At 61.0% G+C, this 22266-nt stretch carries 18 protein-coding genes and 3 pseudogenes; 7 read left to right on the top strand and 14 right to left on the bottom strand.

What is annotated here, in order from left to right:
- Positions 1–754: 754 nt before the first annotated feature.
- The 3 genes and pseudogenes from HV770_RS33905 to HV770_RS33900 all read left to right on the top strand — a co-directional run.
- A complete protein-coding gene (locus tag HV770_RS33905; RefSeq protein WP_175165836.1) occupies positions 755–1687 on the top strand; it encodes a glycosyltransferase family 2 protein in 933 nt (310 codons plus the stop codon).
- Between the two features lie 296 nt (positions 1688–1983).
- Positions 1984–2172, top strand: a pseudogene (locus HV770_RS39105) (ISKra4-like element ISBugl3 family transposase); the annotation flags it as partial.
- A gap of 50 nt (positions 2173–2222) precedes the next feature.
- Positions 2223–2442: pseudogene (locus tag HV770_RS33900) on the top strand (hypothetical protein); the annotation flags it as partial.
- A 255-nt stretch (positions 2443–2697) separates the two neighbouring features.
- Here HV770_RS33900 and HV770_RS33895 read toward each other — a convergent pair.
- The 7 genes from HV770_RS33895 to HV770_RS33865 form a co-directional block, all read right to left on the bottom strand.
- Positions 2698–4068 carry an MFS transporter gene (locus tag HV770_RS33895; protein WP_175165835.1) on the bottom strand — a complete coding sequence of 457 codons (1371 nt, stop codon included), beginning with the start codon at positions 4066–4068 and terminating at the stop codon, positions 2698–2700.
- 844 nt (positions 4069–4912) lie between these two features.
- Positions 4913–5281 carry a DUF2784 domain-containing protein gene (locus HV770_RS33890; RefSeq protein WP_175165834.1) on the bottom strand — a complete coding sequence of 123 codons (369 nt, stop codon included), beginning with the start codon at positions 5279–5281 and terminating at the stop codon, positions 4913–4915.
- Between the two features lie 115 nt (positions 5282–5396).
- A complete protein-coding gene (locus HV770_RS39935) occupies positions 5397–5627 on the bottom strand; it encodes a VOC family protein (RefSeq protein ID WP_217468673.1) in 231 nt (76 codons plus the stop codon).
- Between the two features lie 482 nt (positions 5628–6109).
- Positions 6110–8596: a two-partner secretion domain-containing protein gene (locus HV770_RS33880; protein ID WP_175165833.1), complete on the bottom strand. Its 2487-nt coding sequence runs from the start codon at positions 8594–8596 to the stop codon at positions 6110–6112.
- 355 nt (positions 8597–8951) lie between these two features.
- Positions 8952–9188 carry a hypothetical protein gene (locus HV770_RS33875; protein WP_175165832.1) on the bottom strand — a complete coding sequence of 79 codons (237 nt, stop codon included), beginning with the start codon at positions 9186–9188 and terminating at the stop codon, positions 8952–8954.
- A gap of 272 nt (positions 9189–9460) precedes the next feature.
- Positions 9461–10219, bottom strand: a complete 759-nt coding sequence (locus HV770_RS33870; protein WP_175165831.1) for an SDR family oxidoreductase — start codon at positions 10217–10219, stop codon at positions 9461–9463.
- A gap of 84 nt (positions 10220–10303) precedes the next feature.
- Positions 10304–11053: an SDR family oxidoreductase gene (locus HV770_RS33865; RefSeq protein ID WP_175165830.1), complete on the bottom strand. Its 750-nt coding sequence runs from the start codon at positions 11051–11053 to the stop codon at positions 10304–10306.
- 93 nt (positions 11054–11146) lie between these two features.
- Here HV770_RS33865 and HV770_RS33860 point away from each other — a divergent pair, with 93 nt between their 5' ends.
- Positions 11147–12064, top strand: coding sequence for an AraC family transcriptional regulator (locus tag HV770_RS33860; RefSeq protein ID WP_175165829.1), 918 nt, complete (start codon positions 11147–11149; stop codon positions 12062–12064).
- Positions 12065–12181: 117 nt separating this feature from the next.
- On the opposite strand, the pseudogene HV770_RS33855 reads toward HV770_RS33860, so the two are convergent.
- Positions 12182–12604, bottom strand: a pseudogene (locus tag HV770_RS33855) (LysR family transcriptional regulator); the annotation flags it as partial.
- Positions 12605–12620: 16 nt separating this feature from the next.
- Positions 12621–13514, bottom strand: coding sequence for a LysR family transcriptional regulator (locus tag HV770_RS33850; RefSeq protein ID WP_175165856.1), 894 nt, complete (start codon positions 13512–13514; stop codon positions 12621–12623).
- A 248-nt stretch (positions 13515–13762) separates the two neighbouring features.
- On the opposite strand from HV770_RS33850, the gene HV770_RS33845 reads away from it, so the two are divergent.
- Complete coding sequence (locus tag HV770_RS33845; protein ID WP_175165828.1) at positions 13763–14527, top strand: SDR family NAD(P)-dependent oxidoreductase; 765 nt, start codon at positions 13763–13765, stop codon at positions 14525–14527.
- A gap of 480 nt (positions 14528–15007) precedes the next feature.
- Here HV770_RS33845 and HV770_RS33840 read toward each other — a convergent pair whose 3' ends face one another.
- The 4 genes from HV770_RS33840 to HV770_RS33825 all read right to left on the bottom strand — a co-directional run bounded on the left by HV770_RS33840 (position 15008) and on the right by HV770_RS33825 (position 18746).
- The gene (locus HV770_RS33840) at positions 15008–16240 is read right to left on the bottom strand and encodes a YncE family protein (RefSeq protein ID WP_175165827.1); all 1233 of its coding nucleotides are present in this window, start codon (positions 16238–16240) and stop codon (positions 15008–15010) included.
- A gap of 444 nt (positions 16241–16684) precedes the next feature.
- On the bottom strand, positions 16685–16951 hold the full coding sequence (locus HV770_RS33835; RefSeq protein WP_175165826.1) for a hypothetical protein: 267 nt from the start codon (positions 16949–16951) through the stop codon (positions 16685–16687).
- Positions 16952–17500: 549 nt separating this feature from the next.
- Positions 17501–17803, bottom strand: coding sequence for a VF_A0006 family four-cysteine protein (locus HV770_RS39495; RefSeq protein WP_175165825.1), 303 nt, complete (start codon positions 17801–17803; stop codon positions 17501–17503).
- Positions 17804–18038: 235 nt separating this feature from the next.
- Positions 18039–18746: a LysR family transcriptional regulator gene (locus HV770_RS33825; protein ID WP_175165824.1), complete on the bottom strand. Its 708-nt coding sequence runs from the start codon at positions 18744–18746 to the stop codon at positions 18039–18041.
- Between the two features lie 146 nt (positions 18747–18892).
- Here HV770_RS33825 and HV770_RS33820 point away from each other — a divergent pair, with 146 nt between their 5' ends.
- Positions 18893–20347, top strand: a complete 1455-nt coding sequence (locus HV770_RS33820; RefSeq protein WP_175165823.1) for an amidase — start codon at positions 18893–18895, stop codon at positions 20345–20347.
- A 746-nt stretch (positions 20348–21093) separates the two neighbouring features.
- Here HV770_RS33820 and HV770_RS33815 read toward each other — a convergent pair.
- Positions 21094–21519 (bottom strand): OsmC family protein, encoded by a 426-nt coding sequence (locus HV770_RS33815; protein ID WP_175165822.1) that lies wholly within the window; start codon positions 21517–21519, stop codon positions 21094–21096.
- 375 nt (positions 21520–21894) lie between these two features.
- On the opposite strand from HV770_RS33815, the gene HV770_RS33810 reads away from it, so the two are divergent.
- Positions 21895–22197, top strand: coding sequence for a DUF4148 domain-containing protein (locus HV770_RS33810; RefSeq protein WP_175165821.1), 303 nt, complete (start codon positions 21895–21897; stop codon positions 22195–22197).
- The last annotated feature ends 69 nt before the right edge of the window (positions 22198–22266 follow it).

The following is a 22266-nucleotide window of genomic DNA, read 5'->3' as shown; positions in this document are numbered from 1 at the left end:
GCGCAATCAGTAGTATTCTGAGCAACCGCCATTCCGCGACGGCCGGCGCGCGCAGCATATTCGGAAATAGCTTCGCGGGTCGAATCACGACCGCATCCCTCCACGTGCTGACGCAACGATCTCGGCGTATCCAGAACTCCGTTCTGTCCAGTGACATTCTGGATGACGTCGTGGGCGTGACTGCCAGGGTCGGGTGGCAGATGCAGTATCACGACGAACGCGATGCCCGGCGGCGGCATTGACTCAAAAAAACGCGGAAGCGCCGCGGCCCCGCCTGCTGGCGCGCCGATACCGACGACCGCAAAGTCGGGCCCGTGCGTTGCGCACCGTCTCTAATGTGCGATTTCCGAGCCCGTCGGGCATGGTGATAGCGCGCTGCCAGGCCATGTGCACGAGGGCTCGGGAGACAGTTACACTTCGCGGTGGCCGCCGCGACGCGCGCATCCTTTCCGTGGAACATTCGTTGCTCCCCTTGTGACCCGAGGTCGGAAGCGTGAGAACCATCGAGACCGAAGTAGCCCAACAACACCAGAACCGGAAGATGCCGGCGACCAGCAGAACGACAATGTCAGACGAGCGAATCGCTGGGCTTCGCATGAGAGTTGCCCAGCGAGTCGAATCGACGATGGAGAGCGCTCTACCGACGCAGGCCGGCCCTCGCGAGGTCGAGCATGGTCAATCCGCAATAGTGCACCATCGATGCAAACCGATTAACTTCAGCATCGGGCAACGCTTGATAGTGGAGGCATAGCCGATGAATACCCTAGCGCAGCGCCCCGATGCACCGGATGCCGCATCGCAGTCGGGATTCAATGCGCGCCTCTCGGTGGTCGTACTCACGCACAATCGGGTTGATGAGGTGCTCGGCACTCTCGCAAGGCTGACCGCCTTGCCGGATCGCACCCGCATCGTGGTCGTCGATAATGCGTCCTCGGACGCCACGGCCACGCGCATCGCGGAAGCATTTCCGTTCATCGAGTTGGTCGTCGCGCCGGCGAACATGGGGGCGGCCGGCCGCAATCTCGGCGTTGCGCGCGTCAAGACCGAGTACGTCGCCTTTTGTGACGACGACATGTGGTGGCACGCCGGCTCGCTCTCTCGCGCGGTCGAGATTCTCGACGCTGCGCCTGACGTGGCGGTGCTGAACGCACGCGTCGTCGTCGGCAGCACCGACGAAGCCGATGAGACCTGCGAACGCATGCGCGACAGCCCTCTCGGGGCGCGCGGCTTGCCGGGGCCGGCGCTTGTCGGCTACATCGCGGGAGCGACCGTGTTTCGCACAACCGTGTTCCGCGAAGTGGGGGGCTATGTGCCTCGCCTGTTCATCGGCGGCGAGGAGTCGCTCGTGGCGCTGGACATCTTGGCGACCGGCCGCGCGCTGGTCTATGCGGACGAGTTAATCCTTCATCATCATCCGTCGCAGTCGCGCGACAGCGCTTTGCGCAGAAGACTGCTCGCCCGCAACGCCGCGTGGGTCGCGTGGCTTCGTCTTCCGATATGCGAATCGCTACACGCCACAATCGACGCGCTGGCCGTAATGCGTGATGAAGGCACGCTCGCGCGCGACGCGGTCGAGATGCTTCGCGGGCTACCGTGGGCGCTTGCCAATCGCCGCGCGATCGACGCACACGTACAGAGGATGCGCACGATTGTGCGCGATCACGAGAGCATTCGTGGTGGCCGTTAGCGGAGCGTTATGCATGGACGTGCTATCGCGCTCTAGCGAAGTAACAAACCGTGTTAAAGCACGCTCAGTTCGTCTGCCTGGCGATATTGCGTTCGCTTGAGCAACGACGAACCTCGATGCACGTGGTGGACGTCGCAGCGAATGCGGACGAATTTGCACGGTCGAGAATCTGCGCGATGCGAGCCCACTGAATGGCGCCGCCCCGCCGATTTCGGGTTGTCTCTTGCCGACGGTCTTCAACTCCTGGCAGCGTCGCAACAACTCGTGGCGCAAGACCAGATTAACGCCTACGATAAGCTTCGACGGAGTCTGTGATGAATCACTTGACCAATCGTCGCCTCTCAAAGCGGCAACAAACGCGTTGGTCCATGCACGGCGCACACTATCTGCTGCGGACCCGCGTCGAGCTGCTCGATGGAAGACTGGAAAGCTGCTTTCGGAACCGATACCCGCATCTCAGGTCGCCTGAGTCCGTTCGACGTTGAACGAACACTCCGCCACCTTTCGTCCGCTCCCAGATTTAACGAACATCAACAGCTTCTTCGCGCTGATCACCGATAAGGCCATCCGGCGCGGTTCGTTCGGTTCAGTCAGGCAACTGATCGCATCGATCAGTTCGTTTCCCACTACAACGAAAACTGCAAACCATTCATGTGGACCGCCTCCGCTGACTCCAGCCTCGCAAGCTACAAAGACTTTGTGCGCGAATCACAGTTGTGGCGGCGACAGTGGCACGCATGGCCCTTCTGGAGTGACACCGTCGAAACTTATGGCTTTCGCGCCGGCACGTCGCCGGGAGCGCCTCGATTGTCGGGCTGTGACGGAGCCCCTGGACGGTCTGCCCCACGATCCTGGCGCGCACTGTGTCGCCCGAAGCGTTCTTCTTCGATGTTGGAAAAGCGGTGAGGCATCTGAAGCCGCGCGCAGACCTGCGCTAATTGCACGCTCTGCGCGCGGCAAGGCCGCTGCGCGACCGATCCGTGTGCGACCGGCCGCGCCATGCTGATCGATCATGCACTCGGGGTGGCATGCCCGCTGTCGCCGATCGGCCGCGGGTCATCGTATTCCCGCGAAATATCCTTGTTCGTGTAGTCGCCCAGTCGCGAAGCGGCGACCAGGCTGAGCACCGCACATGCGAGGATGTAGATCGCGATCGCATAGCCCGAATGGAAGTAAGCGAATAGCGCGGTAGCAATCAGCGGTGCAGGGCCGCCGGCGATGACGGAGGCCAACTGATAGCCGAGCGATGCGCCGCTGTAACGCAGCCGTCCCGTGAATGATTCAGCGATCAACGCCGCTTGCGGACCGTACATCATCGCATGCGGTACCAGCGAGAGCACAATGGCCGCGAAGATCCACGTTGGATTTTTGGTGTCGACCATTGCAAAATAGATGAAGCCGAATACGCCGACAGCCGCGGCCCCGATCATGTACATGCGTCGCCGTCCGATCCGATCGGACAGATGTCCAAACAGCGGGATCGTGCCGAATTCCAGCACGGATGCCACCAGTACCGCTGTTAGCAACAGGTTTCGCGATACGCCTAGCGTCGTGACGCCATAGGTGAATACGAAGGCCGTGAAAATATAGAAAGGCGCCTGTTCGGCCATGCGCGCAAAAGCCGAGAGAAAAATGTCTTTCGGCTGGCGGCGCAAGACTTCGAGCATCGGCGTCTTCTCGATCCTGCGCTCAGCCACGAGCTTCGCGAAGATCGGCGTTTCCAGAATATTCAGACGGATATAAAGGCCGATCGCGACCAGCACGATGCTGAGGAAGAAAGGCACCCGCCAGCCCCACGTGAAAAATGCGTTGCCGAAGATTTCGCTCATGGCCAGCACTGCCAGGTTCGCGAGGAACAGACCGGCCGGCACGCCGAACTGCGGCCAGGACGCGACGAAGCCGCGATGCGCGTTGGTGCGTGCCCATTCCATCGACATCAGGACCGAACCGCCCCATTCTCCGCCGACGCCCACGCCTTGGATGAAGCGCAGCACCGTGAGCACGACGGCGCCCCAGATGCCGATCGCCGCATAGGTCGGCACAAAGGCCACGGCAAAGGTGGCGAGTCCCATCAGCAACAGCGTCACGATCAGCGTGGCCTTGCGTCCGATGCGGTCGCCGTAGTGGCCGAATATGGCCGCGCCAACCGGCCGCGCGAGAAAGCCGACGGCATAGATCAGGAAGGCTTGTAGTGTGCCGACGATTGGGTTCGATTCGGGAAAATACAGCTTGGCGAATACCAGACCGGTCACGATGCTGTAGAGGAAGAAGTCATACCATTCGATCGTCGTACCGATCGTGCTGGCGATGACAGCGCGGCGCAGCTGGCGCCGTGCTTCCTCATCGGAGAGGGGCATCGCCCCTGATTGCGAGGCAGCCATTTGAAATCCCCTAAAAAAGGGTGACATCCTGGGTTGACAGTTAGGACATCGAGAGGTTCCCCAATCACACGCCGTCATTGCTGTTGTCGCGCAGTCGTCAGTACCACCGACTAGCCGGGTATTAGCGCTCCCGCAGTAAGGACGGCCTACGGCAGGCGGCGGTGCTGGCTCCATCGCGAATGCCGCTACGCTCGTCAGCGATTACCAACAGTATGTGACTTGCATTCATGCGATCCGTTCTACAACAACGCGCGAGCGCGACAAACCGCGCCGGGAGCGCGACGTTGGGTGATGGCGCCCTGACGGTAATCTCTTGATGGCAACCGAAGCATTCCCTTGATACATAGCAGCCCACGCAAGCCACATCAAAGTGACCTCTTCCGCTGCGGCCAGCGGGGGCGATATCGCCTGTTCGAAGCTGGTCGCGTCGATTGCTGCAGACTTCGCGATGACTGATTTGCGCGGGAGGACAGTGGCGGGCTGCCGCAAAGCAACGTTCCGGTGTCAAATATATGCGATGTCTACCTTCCCAGCCGTCGAATGACCATGGTGTTCAAATGCACGCGAGGGGTCCGTAATCCGGACCGGAACAGCCGTTCAAATGTCTGTCCCCATGCGCTGGTGAATGGCAGCAGATGGCGGCTGAGCCGACATGCGAACGTCCAGCGACACAGTGTGCGAATGACGCCTTATGGGCCGACCTGCGTCCGATGACGATTGGCTCAGGTCAACCCGTTACAGATAGTCCATCCCGCTGCGGATCGTGGTGATGGTCGGCGAGAAGATCGGCAAGCAGCACGTGGCGGTCAGCGTGCATCAGCCGACACGATCTCATGTGGACGCCTCATGAACGCGGCGGGACGCGACACCACGTGACTGCCACGACCAGCAGGAACACCGCGTAGGCCATCGCGAATACCCAGCCCGGCAAGTTGTAGTACAGCCAGTCGCTTACCCAGCGCTGCACGAACCCCTGTGGACCGACGCGTCCGGTACGAAGCCAGTCCTCCAGGACCGTCAGCGGACACGGTATGTCAAGAATAGCGAGAATCGCGACGACGCCTATCGCGGTGAGATGCGCGATCCGGAACACGCGGTTGCGCATCCAGTCGCGTTTCAACCATGCGCCTGTCCAGATAGCGATTAACCCGCCGACGATAAACAGTACGATCAGCGCGTGCAACACAAGAACGGTATTGGCCAGCCAGTTCATGATGCGGGCGTCCGGTTCGATATCGCCAACGCCGACCAATGTCGGACCCGCCTACGCGGCTTCAGAGCGATCGTTCAGTATAAAAGCCCCTCGAACGGAACGCGGTACCCATACTTCACGCGTCAAAATCAGCTTCGCTGATCAGGAAGGCGTAATGCTGCGGCTGGAACCGACCCTCAAATTTGGCAAAATCGAGCGAGACCCCGTTGTCCAGATCGACGACGTCGAAGTGGCCGAAGCGATTCGGTGCTGGCCGGCAGATCGCCGTCCGATGCTTGCATAGCGTGCTTACCTGAGATCGAAGTGGCGTCGGACCTTCATCGACCCGGCTCGGCCGTTCGCGCATTCACCGACCCAATGGCGGTTTCCGGTGTACATCGGTCGTCGCAATTGATCAGGCGGACCGATGGACTGCTCCATCGACGAATTCGCGATTTCAGGCCATGTGTACGGACAGCACGATGGCTTTACGTCGTAAGGTCGGCAGGATCGCTGAACGTCGTCCGGACGAAACAACGACCACGGCAAGGCAAATCTCGGGGAAACGACGCTGCCACGTCGTGCAACTCGGTAGACGCCTATAAAGCCGTCGGTTCGGAGACCATCGTTCAGTGCGGGGCGACCTGCCAGGCGAGAACGGTGGATGGCATCGGGCAGCGTCACCCACACGCCGTTCGGACCGAAGTCCCACCCAGCAAAACTCGTCGGGTCGCTCATCTGGGCGGTAGTGAGCCCGTTCGACGCCGGCAGATTGCCGCCGCTCGATGGTTGGCCCCGTCGGCTGGACGTTTTAGTAAACGTCGCTCCCAAGATGGCAATCACCGCTTGTCAAGGTGCGAGCTGCCAGCTTAGCACCGGATGCGTTGCACCTGCGGGCATCGACCATACGCCGTTCGGTTCAAAGTCATAACCGACGAAGGACGACGGCATGCTCATCTGCGCACTCGTAAGCCCATTCGCGGCGGGCATGGCCGTACCGGAATACACGCCGATGTTCGCCCCGGTAGTGTCCTTATTCCAATAGACGTCGCTACCAATCGTGCCTGTGTTCGAAGACGCGATACCGATTGACGGGGGAATCTGACCGGGCAGGCCCGCCTGCGTGACCTGGCCCGTCGCGAACGACTGAGTGATCTTCCCGGAGTTGGATGCGACAAGCCCTGCGCCCCCTGAGAGGCAAGCGTAGGAGGTTCCGCCGCAATAGTCGGGCTGGAACGCCACGGCTCCAGTCGCATACGACTGCGTGATCGTCCCTTCATTGCCGCCGGCAAGACCACCGCCGCCAACCGTGTGGGCGACAGCAGTAACTGCGCCGCTCGCATACGACTGCTCGATGACGCCGCCGAGTTCGTTATCGCCGACGAGTCCCCCGGGCAAGCCTTCTGCATAAACGCCGACGCTGCTTGACGAGCGCGCGACCGTGCCGAGGTTCATTCCCACGAGTCCGCCGGACGATGCATCGTAAGCGCTACCGACCAGGCTGATCGAACCTGAACTGGCACCGCGCACGATGGTCCCTTCATTCACGCCAGCAAGGATGCCGAAGCCGCCATATGTGCCATATGAGTTGATTGAGCCATTCACTGCGATGTTGCGCACGACACCAGCGCTGCCGATCACACCGAATAGGCCTTCTGCCTGCAACGTAAAGGGGGGCTGGCTAACGCCCCCGTCCACGGACTGCGCGAGCCTGAGCGACTGGATCTGGTGCCCTCGCCCGTCGAACTGCCCCGAAAACGGCGTGCTGTAATTGCCCAAGGGGACGAACCCGCTGTTCGTGCTGGCGCTCGCGTCGATGTCCTTGCCGATCGCATAGTTGCCCGCAAGATCAGCCGACACGCTTTGAAGATCGGTCAGCGAATTGACGAGCCGATAAGCTGTAATCTGGGTGACGAGGCCGCTATTTGGCGGGACCGACCATGCGGCGTTACTGAGGAGCGTGCCCGGCGTAAAGCTCCCGCCGTATGCGCCCATATCGTAGAGCGCGGTCACGATGCCTGTGCTTTTGGACCAGTCGACGGTCCCAAGATTGGTCACGCTGCCGCCGTTGCCGAGCGCCAATGCATCGCCGTTCAACGTGAGGTTGCCACCGCCGCTGTTGCTGAGGGTCGTATTCGGGGCAATTGTGAGGTTGTGATAAGCGGCCAGCGACAGCGATGCCGGGCCTTGCCAGTGGATATTCGACGCGACGTTCAGATCGCCGCTACTACCATGAGCGCCGGTAGTCGCCAGATCGATTGAAGTGCCGGCATTCAGGCTGCGCGACATTGCACCGGAAGCGGCGTCGTTGACCGTGAAAGTCGCGGCGGAAATGTTCCACAGAGCCGCCGTGACGAACGGTTTGTGAAAGTAGCCGCTTCTGTCGCCGTTACCGAACGATACGTTTTGCGCGGTCGTGTCGACCGTGCCGCCTTGACCGTCGGCATTGGTGGCGCGAATGGCACCAGACTGGGTGACGGTCCCGCTGTCGGCAACCAGCCAGACGTGTCCGTCGCGCGTCGCAGTGCCGCTCGCGCGGATCACGTTATGCTTGCCCGCCAACGCATAGACGTTCCCGTCCGCGGCCTGCAGACTGATCTGCGCGGCGGTTATTTCCCCCTTGTTGACGACCCTGCCTTGACTGCCCGTCTGCACGAATACCTGCCTGCTGCCGGCCGAGTCCTGCAGTAGCATCTGTTCGCCCGCGGCCAGTTCCGCGGTGCCATTGGGCACTGCCACGGTACCGGCGTTGATGACTGCGTGTCGCGCAATCAGAAACACGTCGCCGCCGCTCGAACTGATCTTGCCAAGATTGATCACCGCTGCGTTCGAGCTGCCCGACAGCGTCAGCGAGCCGCTACCCTGCATGAACGCGTCGTTGCAGATGTCGAGCGTTGACGCGACGAAACGACCGCTGGTTGTAATAGTGCCCGATGGCCCGACGACGATGCCCTGCGGATTGATCACGTACAGGCTGCCCGTTGCACTGAGGCTGCCGAGGATGGCAGATGGTGAACCACCCGTCACCCGGTTCAGCGTCGCGCCGGCGCCGTTGTTGAAGGTCACGCTGTTGGTTTTACCGATCGAAAAGCTGTTCCACTCGATCACTCCGCGCGTCGCCCCAGGTTGGGTAATCACGAGGCCGTTGCCCTGGCTTGCTATCGTGCCGGTGCCGGTCACGTATGTGCCGCCTCGTGGAAGGAGGCCAGCCGCGAGCGTCACGGTTGTCAGGGAAAGTCCAGTCAGCGAAATACCGATGGCCAGCAAGAAGCCTGCGTTTGATTGCTGACGTCGCAGTGCGCGTCGCGCAGGCTGAGGTAGTTTGGGACGTGACATACACCCCCCTTTTCCGCGTGCATGCCGAAGGGCTGCCGATGACCAGCAGAGTCGAGCGCAAATGCAATGGTCGCAGCGTCTGAAGAATAGCTGTTGGCCCCTGCGTATGCCTGCCGATGTCTCTGCGTTTTGCGCCTTATTGTTCTGTGCGGTTGCGACCGCTGTTTGTGTGGCGCCCTCACCTGATGCGTCCAGGAAATCAATGTGAAACTGTTAAAGGTCGCGAAAGGCCCGGGACCGGTTACAGTGCGGAGCCGACGTCTGAACGTCTGTCCAAGGGGAGGGGTGAACGACGCTTGATGGCCGGGAGTCGCCTCAGCCGGATCTTGAGGCATGTGCCGCGCCTCACAGCGATCTAGCGCTTCTGTCTGAGTAAGTCAAATTGGCGCTGTTGTCTCAGCGAATCCAGTTCGCGCTGTTGTTTCAGTAATTGGAGTTGTTCGTTCTGGAGTTCGATCTGTTGCTTCTGGGCTTCCAATTGCGCTCGATAGGCCCCCATGCTTTGATCAGCCAGCGCTCCCTGCGGGTAAGTTTGCGCGTAGGTGACGGAACAGCCAGCCGCCAATGTCGCAGCAACGATAAGTGCTTTCATGATGCCCTTCGCACGGATCTCCTTTGAAATATCTTAGGCCGGAAAAGCCGGGCATCGGCGGGACCAGCGTGGCTATCGGCGTCGTGCCTGGATCGGTGATTGCGTATGTCGAGCGAGCGGCGTGCTTTTCGCAGTGGCAACGAGAGGCCGGATCCGCCAGCGGAAACCTGCCGCACCAAGATCACGCTCAAGAGGCCGTTGATGGCCGCGAACGGCCGATTTGCGTTCGCCCTGGCCTAATCCATCAATCCCTTCGATCGCCCGCGACTCCTTCACCACGGGATCGTTTCATTCTCCCAGCGCGTGAACGTCCCTGTTGGGCTGTCCGGGCCCAGCAGCGCGACGCGCACCGCTTCGCGAGCGCCTTCCTCGACGGTCTCGGTGCCCGAATAGCCGTTGAGGTTCGTTTTGGTAAAGCCCGGGGAGACAGCGTTGACCTTGATCCCGTCCGGTTCCAGCTCGATCGACATGGCGACCGTCAAGGCGTTGAGAGCCGTTTTGGACGCAGGATAGACGGGGCCGAAGATCGCACGGTAGGCGAAGGCCGGGTCCGAGTTCGTCGTTAGCGACCCAAGGCCGCTCGACACGTTGACGATGCGAGCGCCCGGCGTCGCGCGCAGAAGCGGCAGCATCGCCTGATAAACGGCGAGCACGCCGAACACGTTGGTGTCCCACACCGCGCGCATCTCATCGAGGGACACGTTGCTCGGGCGGGTCGTCTTCGCGTACTCCTCGACGGACTGACCGGACCGCTTTTTCGTGTTCGAAATGGCGGCGTTCTGGATGAGCACGTCGAGGCGGCCGAACTCGTTGCTTACGCGCTCCGCCGCGGCTGTGACCGAAGCCTGGTCTGTCACGTCGAGCTGGAGCGCGTGGCCGTGCGGCCCCAACTCCTTGGCCGCGGCCTCGCCGCGCTCGAGATTGCGCGACCCGACCAGCACAGTGAAACCGTGTGCCGCGAGATCCTTGGCGATCTGAAGGCCGATGCCTTGATTGGCCCCGGTGACCAGGGCGACGGGTTTGTCCTGCATGGCAATCTCCTTGTGGTGTTGCGCTGTAGCGCGCAAAAGCCAGTTCCGTTTTTCAGTTCAGCTCAGGGCGATGCCGCTGGCTGGTTAGTGAGCATCGGCCGCCCAGGCTTCGGCGTCGGCGCCGGCCGGAATGCGCATCGGCGCTGACGGGTCGGTCGCCGCGCGCCACACCGCTTCGGCGACGTCCTGTGCCCGGGTGATCGGGGCAGACGTATCCCCCAGCCGCGCGAAGACCTCCTTGACGAGATCGGCATAGGCTTCGTGGTCGAGGCCGTGCATGTGGGCGCGCGCGTTGTCTCCGAAGCGGGTGTCGGGCGCACGCCCCGGCAGTACCAGGCGCACCCGTACGTCGAACTGCTCAAGTTCCAGCGCCATCGACTCCGTAAACGCGTTCACGGCCGCCTTGCTCGCACGGTACGCGGCAATCAGGGGCAGGGCCCTCAGCGTCACGCTCGATGTGACGTTCACGATCACGCCGGCCCTGCGCTGGCGAAACTGGGGCAGCACCGCTTGCGCCACCGCGATCGTGCCGAAGGTGTTGGTTTCGAAGATTTCGCGCACAGTTGCGACCGGGACGAACTCCGCCGGTGACGCCGCGCCGAACCCCGCGTTGTTGACGAGGACGTCGATCGGGCCTGCGGCCTCGACGGTCTCGCGAATGCTGTCCGGATTCGTGACGTCGAGCGCCAACACGCGCAGACGATCGGAAGGCGGCAGCGCGTCGGCACGTGGCGTGCGCATCGTGGCGACGACCTGCCAGTCGCGCGCCAGGAAGTAGCGCGCGATCTCGAGGCCGAATCCGGAAGAGCAACCGGTGATCAACACGGTTTTCATAGGAACTCCTGTGGGCATGTGTCCGTACGATAGAGCGCCGGGGTCGTACTTGCTACAATCCACAATCCGAATTTCATTTGCAGGAGTCCGGCGATGATCGATCCGTTGGCCGAAGTCGTGACACTGCTGCAGCCGGGAGCCCGGTTCTCGAAGCTCGTCCACGGCGCTAGCCCTTGGCGCGTCAGCCGCTCGGACGCCGGCCAGCCGTTCTATTGCGTGATCCTCGCGGGCGGGTGTCGAATCGCGATCGACGGACATGAGCCCATCGAACTCCTGTCAGGTGACTTCGTCCTGATTCCTGCGGCCTACGGTGTCGCGATGTCGAGCCTCGAACCGCCACCGCCGGGTGTCGAGACGCTCGCCCCCAACGCGCTGGGCAACGGTGAATTCAGAATCGGCGACCCTGATAGCCCCATCGACACGCGCATGGTGGCCGGCCACTGCAGCTTCGGCTCACCGGACGCGTCCCTGCTGATCTCACTGCTGCCGCAGATCGTGCACGTCCGCGGCGAACAGCGGCTGGCCACGCTCGTGCAACTGGTGCGAGAGGAAACACGCGAGCAGCGGCCTGCGCGCGAGGTCGTGCTGTCACGACTGCTGGAAGTGCTGCTGATCGAAGCGCTGCGGTCCGCGCCACAGACCAATGCGTCGCCGGGCCTGGTGCGCGGCCTTTCCGACGTCCGCCTCGCGGCCGCGATCCGCGGGATGCACGAACACCTGACACGCGCATGGACCGTTGCTGAGCTTGCGAAGGAGGCCGCGCTCTCGCGCTCGACCTTTTTCGAGCGCTTCAGTCGCACGGTCGGCATCTCGCCGATGGAATATCTGCTCGCCTGGCGCATGGCACTCGCGAAGGACCTACTGCGTCGCAATGAAGTCCGCATCGCTGAGATTGCGCAGCGCGTCGGCTACAGTTCAGCCAGCACCTTCAGCGTGGCCTTCACCCGGCACGTCGGTCGGCCGCCCACGCAGTATGCGCGCGAGGTGCAGGCGGTTGCGAACGGCGCATGAGGCGGCTCAAATAGGCTGCTCTCAGATCTGGACGCGCGTCCCTATGCGGATCCGCACCCAAGAATGTCCGTTATCGAGACCGCTACAGCCATTGAATATCTGGCGTCTACGGCCGATGAAGCGCTCAGCCACAATGTCGGTCAGTCCCGGCTCGATCGCCACCTCGATGTTGATCTGGGGATACTTCCGTTGAAACTTGGACAGCTTGGGCCAAAGGATCGTGTTCACCGCGAAATCAGGGGCCGTGATGCGTACCCTTCCAGCAGGTTTGTCGCGTAGCTCATCGAAAGCCGCCAGTTCCTCGGCGATCGCTTCGAATCGAGGGGCTACCTTCTGGATCACGCGCTCTCCCGCCTCCGTCGGCGCGACGCTTCGCGTCGTGCGTGTCAATAAACGCAGCCCCAGCCGCGTTTCCAGTGCTCGAATGGTATGGCTGAGCGCTGACTGAGAGACGCCCAACCGAGCGGCTGCAAGGGTAAAGCTACGTTCCCGTGCAACTTCGAGAAAAGCCCGGATGTCGCTAATGTGGTCGCCAGACATGCGAGGTACTCCGCTGTTAGGGTCTGTAGCGCAAGGCTTCGACAAGCAAGGTCATCGCGCGTGAAGTCTGTCGCCGGTTCGGATAGTAGAGGTGGAGTCCGGGCCACAGCGGGCACCAGTCCTCCAGTACTGAGACGAGCTGCCCATTCGAGACCCACGATCGGACCATATCCTCTGGCAGGTAGGCCAGCCCGAAGCCCGCCTTGGCCGCCTCGAAGATGTCATAGGCGTTGTTGAATGTGACCGTTCCCTCCACCCGCGCTTTCATCCTGCGCTTTCCCTTGGAGAACTCCCACTCGTAGAGGCCACCATAGGTGGACGTGCGCAGATTAATGCAGGCGTGCTCTGTGAGATCGCCGGGTGTCCTGGGTCGCGGCCGCCCTGCCAAGTAGGACTTCGATCCCACCACCACGTTGCGAACGTCCGGGCCGATCTGCACTGAAATCATGTCCTGTGCCAGTTCCTGGCCGAACCGCACACCGGCGTCGTAACCGCGCGCGACAATATCGACACGCTCATATTCGTTGACCAATTCAACCTTGATCCTGGGAAATCTTGGGAGGAACGTCGCCAGCCTGGGCCAAAGCGTGCTCCTGATGGCGTAGTCGATGGCGGTGATCCGGATCGTGCCCATGGGCTCGTCCCGAAGGTCCGCAAGTGATTGGATCTCGGCCTCGATCTCGTCGAATTCGGGAGCCAGACGATTCAGGAGGCGTTGACCTGCCTCGGTCGGCGAGACGCCGCGCGTACTCCGGATGAGTAGACTAACGCCCAGCCTTTCTTCCAACGCCCGAATCGTGTAGCTCAAGGCTGGTTGCGACACTCGAAGCTGGGCCGCCGCACGCGTAAAGCTGCGCGCCCGGGCAACGGCGATGAAGGCCACAAGATCGCTGAATTTGTCGCGCGGCATTGGTGAGACGCCTTTATAGAGCTTCACGGATTTTACGGATCTCGATCAGCTTACTGCAATTCATGAATCGATTTTATGGCGCCATGCGGATTCTGCCGTCTACTTCATATTGAAGCGGCCATCTAAAGTCCTCGATATGCCGGGTACGGCAAATCATCTGCCCATAGCCTCCCAAGCAAGGTTCCAAAAATGGGCCTTACAGTGGACCTCGGCATCAAGACTATTTTTTCCACCAGGGAAATGACATCATGAAAATCTTCTTCGAGAACCAGGTCGCGCTGGTGACAGGCGCCGCGTCCGGCATTGGCCTGGCGACTGCCAAGGCATTCGCGCAGGCCGGGGCTGCAGTCGCTTTGGCGGATGTGAACAAAGACGGCGCGCGCGCAGCCGCCGATGAGATCGTCGCCGCCGGATACAAGGCCATCGGTATGGGTTGCAACGTGGCAGATCTTGAACAGGTCGAGGCGATGGTCAAGGAAACGGTGTTCGCGTTCGGTCGCCTTGATCTTGCATTCAACAACGCTGGTATCCAGAATGCCCTCGCGGAAACCGCTGACGCCACGCCCGAAGATTTCGACCGCGTGAACTCCGTCAATCTGCGCGGTGTCTGGGCCTGTATGAAGCACGAGCTGATACAGATGCGTCAGCAGGGAAGCGGCGCCATCGTCAATTGCTCTTCGCTCGGCGGGCTGGTGGGCGGTGCGCAACGAGGCACTTATCACGCAGCCAAGCATGGCGTTCTCGGTCTGACCAAGAGTGCCGCGCTTGAGTACGCTACGCGGGGCATTCGGGTCAACGCCGTGTGCCCTGGCCTGATCTGGACCCCGATGGTGCAACAAATGGCCGACTCCGGCCAGAAGGGGGAACTGGACGCAATGGTGGAAGGCATCCCGATGCACCGACATGGTCGGCCGGATGAAATTGCCGACGCCGTGCTGTGGCTGTGCAGCTCGGCGGCAAGCTATGTGACGGGGCAATCGATATCGGTGGATGGGGGGCTCATCATGCGCTGAAGCGCGCAGGCGTCGGGCTGATGTCTAACCCTTCTGGAACGGATCAAGCAGGTGGTCACTGACCAAACCGTGGCCTCGCCGACTTTTTGCGTCGCGGACGCTTGAACGTCGGCTATAGAGTGCACGGCGGCCTGTCAGACGTCGCGCAGTCAACGTCAACGAACGGCAATCTCGCCAGGCTGCCATCGGCAGCACGCGACATATAACCGACGGCGAGCTCCAGCATCGCCGTCAGGCATTCATTTACGTCGACGAGAAAAGCTCAGGGTGCATATCGCGACGCGTAGCTCGCAGCACGCGCAGCCACCTGTGCTTGTCGTTCCGCCGCAGTAACCTACTTTGTCGCCGTGGGGAGAACAGTCCGAACGTACGCGTATTCGTCGAGTGGGCAATCGAACTTCTCAGGGCAAGCGAACCCGCCTGATTCTTCGCGTCGTTACGCTTCGCGCGGCGTCGGCCTGGTCGACGCGGATCTGCGCCTCACTTAGCGGCGAATACCGACACCCCACCGTTGACGAACCCGTTTGCCGCGCAACTCGGACACCCCGCCGGCGATGTCGCCGAAGAGTATGGAACGAAGATGAGTCCGGTCGCCGGGTCGACCGCAACCGAATGTGCGTTATTCCCCGTGTTCAGGCGGGTAACGACACTGCGGTTGCTGGCGTCGACGATAGTCAACACGGGTGTGCATGCAGATGCCGCCGAGCAGGCACCGTTCGTCGACGCATTGCCAGAAGACGTCCAACGACTCGCCGCGTTGTAATAGCGATTGGTGGACGGATCATATTCGAGTTGATCGCCGCCGCCTGCGTTCAGGGACGCCAGAAGCGCGCCGTTCGAACGGTCAAGAATCTGCATGAGCAAGGGCGCGCCAGTCGTGCCTTCCCTGCAGCCAACCGCGATATCGTTTCCCGGTCCGAGTGCCAGCCCAGTAGGATCGCAATTGCCTTCGGGGTACATCGCGACGCCCGCAAGGGTCGTGTAGTTCTGCGTGCCGGCGTTCGGTATCGCGCGAATGGATGCCCCGGGCAATTTCACCAGTTCGCCATGAGGATTCGCGGTGCTTCCGTCGACGTTCACATAGAAGTTGTCGCTGGCGGCATCGTACCGGCAGGCTTCGAGGCCCGCGGTGGGCTTGCCCGCGCTGTCGGTGAACGTCACTTTGGCGACGACGGCCTGCGTCGCTGTGTTGATGAATGTGGCGAACGGGGGCGTCTCTTCGGGGCTCGATATCATAAAGATGCCGTGCGTAGGATCCAGACACCCTTCATCTGCGCGCACGCCCGTCGTGCTGACCGTGATTTTGCTCGTCACGACGCCAGCAGCGGGATCGACCACCTTCACCGAGTTCACGTCGCCCGCGTAGATGAGGTTGCCCACAGGAGTCGCGCCGTCCGGACCGGCCTGCGAGTTCGGCCCGGGTCCAAGCCCCGTGAACGCGAGAGGACCGCTTCCCTGGATGGTCTTGACGAAGGTCTTCGACGGTATGTCGATTTCATCCAGAGATGCGTTATTCCTGTCGGTGAAAAAGTATCGGCTGCCCGAAACGGCACCGATATCGAATGAGAAGTTGACGCCTGCCGCGATGTTCGGGACGGCGATGTCCGCTACGTGATGCGCACCGCTAACGTCGAGATGATCTCCACCACCACAACCTGCAATCGCGATAGCCGCAGATGTCGCCAATGCATTCGTCCACATGTGTCTTGGCATCGTACACCTCCCCTCATCGTCGTCGGAATAGACCTACCTCGAGCGCGTGCCGGAAGAAATAATGGACACTGCTATAGCTTAGGCATTTCGTTAAACAGTGATCCTTATCGTTTTCCCAGGTAGCAGTTGTCGTTCTTCAGATTTCCATAAGATTCGACAGTGGAAGCATCCTCATCTACGCGGAAATGCACAGCATCTCTAACGTAGGTTCCTGGCAGCCAACCGCTGCCTTTTTGAAAATTCACAGTAACGCGAACGAATTGCAACGCGATCATGCCAGCCTCGGACTGCATGGGCAGAACTGCGCTACAGCCAGCAAGCCATGTACCCGGCCGATCCATTCCCGAAACGGCACGAAGGCGCCCTGTGGCCATTGCTGATCACCCTGCAAGCCACAACTGCGCGTCGCGACGAGCCGTCCCCGGTCTGACGTTTAATCGCACGTTATGGCCTTCGCGTCGGCACGTTGCCGGGCACGCCTCGATTGTCTGGCTGTGACTGGACTCCCGGACGGTTTGCCCCACGATCCTGGCGCGCACTGTTGTCGCCCGAAGCGTTCTTCTTCGTCGGCGCGCTCTCCGATGCGAGACGATTCAAGGTTTGCAATTGCAGCAGCTTTAAAGCCCGGTCGTTTGTTGCTGCATTGCCCGTACCGGCCAGGCCGCATCCACATACCAAGCCAATCGTCAGCGTCCATCTGATCAGAGTCATTGTCCTCTCCATCGGTCCAATACTGGAGGCCCACATTACGTGTGGTTCGATGCCTCTTCCTGTCTCGATGCTGCAGACGCAGCAATAAAGCGGGCCGGTCCGTGGGCAAATATCTACCGCTGGGCTATCTAAAGTTACTTGCGATGTCCGCCCCGAGAGCGAATATCGCCAATCGTCTGACCAGCAGTTTCACCTCCAACCTGTTAGAGAGATAAGGAAAGGCCTTTGTTCAACACTGGGGCGGCGCACTGTAGCGAGGCATCGGTGCCAAAGGCTCCGAAGTGCGAAGTCGCGGACTGGATTCGGGAGCATTCAGCGACTGAGGCATGCCGTCACCTGAACGTCGGATCTGTGGCGCCGGCGAGCGGCGCTTCGTGGGCGATCACTGCGGAATTGCAATCGGCCGTGCCGACCCTCGGAGGACCGTGGCATTTTCAGGAAGCAGCCGCTCGTGCCAAGGTCGCCCGGCCTCGGAGGACGACGACAATCAACGCAATCGAAAGTAAATTTTGCAAACGTGGGGCTCTGCAACCATCAGCCGGGGCCGTCCTACATCGGGTTTTGACGTCGGCATGCATGAAGTATCTCGTTGACCGCAAACGCTCCTCTCACGGTCTGCACATTTTGCAGGACGCACAGGTGATACGCTCTTTCGCGCGGTAAAAGCATTTCACCATTTCTATAAAGCGCGTCGCACGAGTCGCTAAGTGCGCGAGCCGCAAAACTGCTCTGACTGTATTGCAACGACTGCAGGATGCACTGATCGTAGCTTGGATTATGACCACCGTATGCCAAGGCCGAGACGGGGATGGCGAGCGTGATCCAGAGGAACAGATGGGCGAGTTTGGGCATTATTGTGACCAAGACCTACGGATATAACAGCGGCAGTCGCCGATTGTCAGCGATCCAGGCGTCGGTGTCGAGAGACCGGTTGTGGCCGCTGAGAGTCCCACGCCGACGGTCGGCCGCTTTTTTCGGGAGCGCTCTGCCACGCGAAAGACGCGGCTCGACCCGAATCGGCCAGTCAACTAAACGTACTTCCGAGGTCTGGTATTGGCGGTACAGGAGCCATTCGTCAAAATGTCTGTCACCCCATATCGCCGAAACGCAATTGTGTTTTGAGGTAGTTCAGAAAAGCTTGCAGCTTGGGCGACGGAACCCGTTCTCGCGGGAACAGTGCGTTCAAATCCTGCGGTGGACCTATCCATTCGGGCAGCACTCTCAGTAAGCGCCCTGCCTCGACTTCGGGAGCCACGCTGGCATCCATAGCCAGCAACAAGCCTTTGCCGGCGCGAACGGCGTCAAGAATAAGTGCGGGGTCACTGGCGACGATCACCGGTTCCAGCGAATAGTGCGTCGCCTTGCGTCCCAGCTTGTGCAGAGGCCAGGTGTAACCGCGGTCGCTGCGGGCCTGATGAAGTGCGAGCGTAGGATGGAGCCGCAGTTCGTTGGGAACGGCTGGCGAGCCGTGCCGTTCGACATATGCGGGACTCGCATAGACCGACGTCGAAAAGGTCCCAAGCCGCCGTGCCACAAGACTGGAATCGGGAAGGACTCCAAGACGCAGAGCGACGTCCACTTCGTCATCGAAAAGATCTATTGGCACATGCGTCGCCAGAATATCGAGCCGCACATTGGTCCGGTGCAACAGTCGCGAACCGAGGTGCGCCTCGAGTTCCCGTACTCGCCGGCTAACCGTCGTCTTGGGAATCTGCAACGCGATCGCTGCCGCAGTAAAGCTGCCCGATTGCACGACGCGATGAAAGATGAGCGTGTCGTTGAGATCCCTGGTCATCGACGCATATATCCCGGCTGAGCGTTGTGGATGACTTGAGCCTAGCATAGAGATTGTGCCGCCGATGGTTTAATCCTTGCCGGCAACCTGGGCTAATCGCCAGCACCCTCCTGCAATATCTTGTCGCCTTCAACCAGGAGGCGCATATGAATCTCAGCGAATATACAAGTCACGATGCAATTGGGCTCGCAAAACGCGTGTCAGACCGCGAAGTTACGCCTGCGGAGCTTGCCGAGCTCGCCCGTTCGGCGATCGAAGCAGTCAATCCGGCGATCAACGCAGTTATCGAACACTGGCCGGCCAGCGAAAGCGGAGGCTACCCGGACCACTGCACTGGTCCGCTCGCTGGCGTACCGTTTCTGATCAAGGATCTCGCGGTTGCGATGAGCGGTAAGCGGCTGGAGCTTGGGAGCCGGCTCTCCAGCGGCGTCGTCGCCCCGGCCGATTCATGGCTCATGTCGCGGTTCCGCGCAGCCGGACTCGTCACGATCGGCCGCACGACTACACCCGAAATGGCGTTCAGCACGACCACTGAATCCACGCTCCAGGGCGCGACGCGCAATCCCTGGCAGCCGGATTCGAGCGCCGGCGGTTCTAGCGGCGGAGCCGCAGCTGCAGTCGCAGCCGGCGCCGTCCCGCTCGCGCATGCCACCGATGCAGCCGGCTCTATCCGGGTGCCGGCAAGCTTCAACGGCTTGTTCGGACTCAAGCCGACGCGAGGGCGCAGTTCGAACGGGCCCGCCCTCGACGAAGTCTTTGCAGGCTTCGGCGTGCAACTGGGCGTGAGCCGGAGCGTGCGGGACAGCGCCGCGCTACTCGATGCGATCCAGGGGCACGCGATCGGCGAGCCTTACCTCACCGCCGCGCCAGAGCACAGCTTCCTGTCGCAGGTCGCCCGCGAACCAGGCAAACTCAGGATCGGCATGATGACCGATCCGTGGAGTGCGGATCGAACCGACCCAGCAATCGCGGCAGCAGCGGCATCGACGGCGCGGCTCCTGGAGGACCTCGGTCACACGGTCTACGAAGTGCGGCCGTCCCTTGGCGTGTCGTGGGACGCGTTCGTGCGGATGAATGCGACGATCTGGACGGCGACGCTGGTCGACTGGATCGAAGGCCTGGCTGCGGCGACCGGGCGACCGATCGATGAGACGACGCTTGAGCACGCCACATTGGCCTGTTATCGCTATGGCAAGGAAGAGAAGGCGTCCGCATTCGCCGCCGCGCTGGCGATGCGCAACGTTGTGACGCGGGCTGTCGGGTATTGGTTCGAAGACTTCGATGTTCTGCTCACGCCAACGCTGCCGCAAATGCCACCGCGCATTGGAGAATACGGCGAGGGCGCGGAATCGATGAACGGCCTCGAATGGACCCAGCGAGTATTCCAGCATTCGCCTCTAACCCCGCCGTTCAATGTCGCCGGTGTTCCCGCGATGTCAGTCCCGCTAGAAAGTCATCCCGAAACAGGTGTGCCCATCGGAATGCAATTCGCGGGAGCATTCGCGCGAGAAGATATATTGCTGCGACTCGGAGGGCAGCTCGAACGCGCACGGCCGTGGATCAATCGGCGGCCCGCAATTTGGGCGGGGCATCAGGCGTAACAGCAACGGGCCGCGTATTTCATGCGGGCGGCTCGGTTCGCCCGTTTTCCCCCGCTCTCACCCGACGGCACTAGCTTGGCGTCAGCGGAGGACAAATGCCGATATCCGGGTGATGCCGCCACTGAATGGCTCCATGGAGAGCATATCTTCACGGGCTTTCAATCCGAAGTCTCATTAAAGCCAATTCCTTCGCTTGCCTTGAATGTGTAGAGGATGACTTCAGCCGCTACGGTATCGCTTACTGGCGCACGTATCATCAATTACCCGGAATTGAACATTGCATCAAACACTTCACGCCACTTGTCTCGCAATGCCAAGCATGCGGAACGCTTATTCGCTTGGACCAGAATTCGCTGCCGTCGCTGATTTGTGCTTCATGCGGATCGCGGCTGGCTACTCGCCGAACTACGGACTATCCAGTTCCATACTGGAAAGTTCTAGGGATTTTAAGAACCTTGTTCGATGGTGAGTTGCAGGCAAAATCTGGCAAATAATACGGATTTGTTCTGCGAGGCATGACGATTCGATTTCGTTTCCTGAAACGTTTGCTACTTATCCGGCTAAAAACCGTTACGAAAATCCAGCAACCCTCGTTTTTCAGGTTAAATGATCACGGACAGCGGCGCTAAGGGAGATCCCGGCCGGCACGTAAAAAAGCCGGCAGTGGGGCTTGGCCCGCTCGCCGGCTTCGTCACGCGCCGCCTGCCAAAAAGCGGGCAGAAGCGGGCAGAACGGGCGGGAAAAACTCAGGTTTCGAGCTTCGCGTCCATCGTGATCGTCGCGTTCAACACCTTGGACACAGGACAACCCGCCTTCGCATCCGCGGTCGCCTTGTCGAACGCGGACTTGTCGCCACCGGGGATCTTCACCGCCACGTCGAGATGCACCGCGGTGATCGTAAAGCCGCCGCCGTCCTTGTCGAGCGTGACGGTCGCCGTGGTGCCGATGCGTTCCGGTGTGATGCCGGCCTTGCCCAGTTCCGCCGACAACGCCATCGAGAAACAACCCGCATGCGCAGCCGCGATCAGCTCTTCCGGATTCGTGCCGATGCCGTCCGCGAAGCGCGTCGAAAACGAGTACTGAGTCTCCTTGAGGACGCCGCTGTCGGTGGAAATCGAGCCTTTGCCGTCTTGCAGGCCGCCTTGCCAGACTGCCGATGCCTTGCGCTTCATTGCTCTCTCCTGTTGGGTGCCCTGCTGCGCGCGTGTGTCGACCGAAGATGATGCCCCCGCCGCGACGGTCTCGCCCGGATGTTTCGCGGCTCAGGCATCGGTCGTCTCCTAGGAGACTTCCTTCGGACGTGTCGCGCGACGCTGCAGGCGCGGGCGTGGACCGAACTTCATCATAGGCGCTACGTGTGCCAGCGTCGTGACGATCCAGCGGTCGGGCGCATGGCGGCTATTTTCGAAATTACATCAAAAACAGTAACAATCTTTCATCGCAACGGCGCTTTTTTGCAGACCTCGCAGGAAATAGACTTGTTTCAACGGACCAGGACTGGTGATTCAAACCTGATCCCTCAACAATCGAAAATCTTGGAGGTCATCATGAAATCGCTTCTTTCCGCAGTGGTCATTGCGTCCGCTCTCGTCGTCCCGGCTGTTTCGTTCGCCCAGCAGGCCGACGGTCCGGTAACGCGCGCTCAGGTGCGCAGCGAATTGGTCGCGGCGCAAAAAGCGGGCCTCGTGTATCAGAACGACACCGAATACCCGAAGACGGTGCCGCAAGCAGCAACGCTTGCCTCGACGCAAGGTTCGAAGGACATCGGCGGTGTGAGCAGCGGTTCGTCGGCGGCCGGCGCGCCGGCTTCGGTGCAGCAACGTCTGTTTTCGACGTATCGCGGGCAGTAAGGCGTAGAGCCGCACGGTCGGAGGCATCACGCAGTGGCGCGGCAGGTGAGGTTGTAGCGGTAGACGGAG

The organism is Paraburkholderia fynbosensis, from assembly GCF_902859935.1.
Lineage (GTDB): Bacteria > Pseudomonadota > Gammaproteobacteria > Burkholderiales > Burkholderiaceae > Paraburkholderia > Paraburkholderia fynbosensis.
The sequence above is the reverse complement of the archived record's forward strand: the minus strand, read 5'-3'. Positions and strand labels throughout refer to the sequence as shown.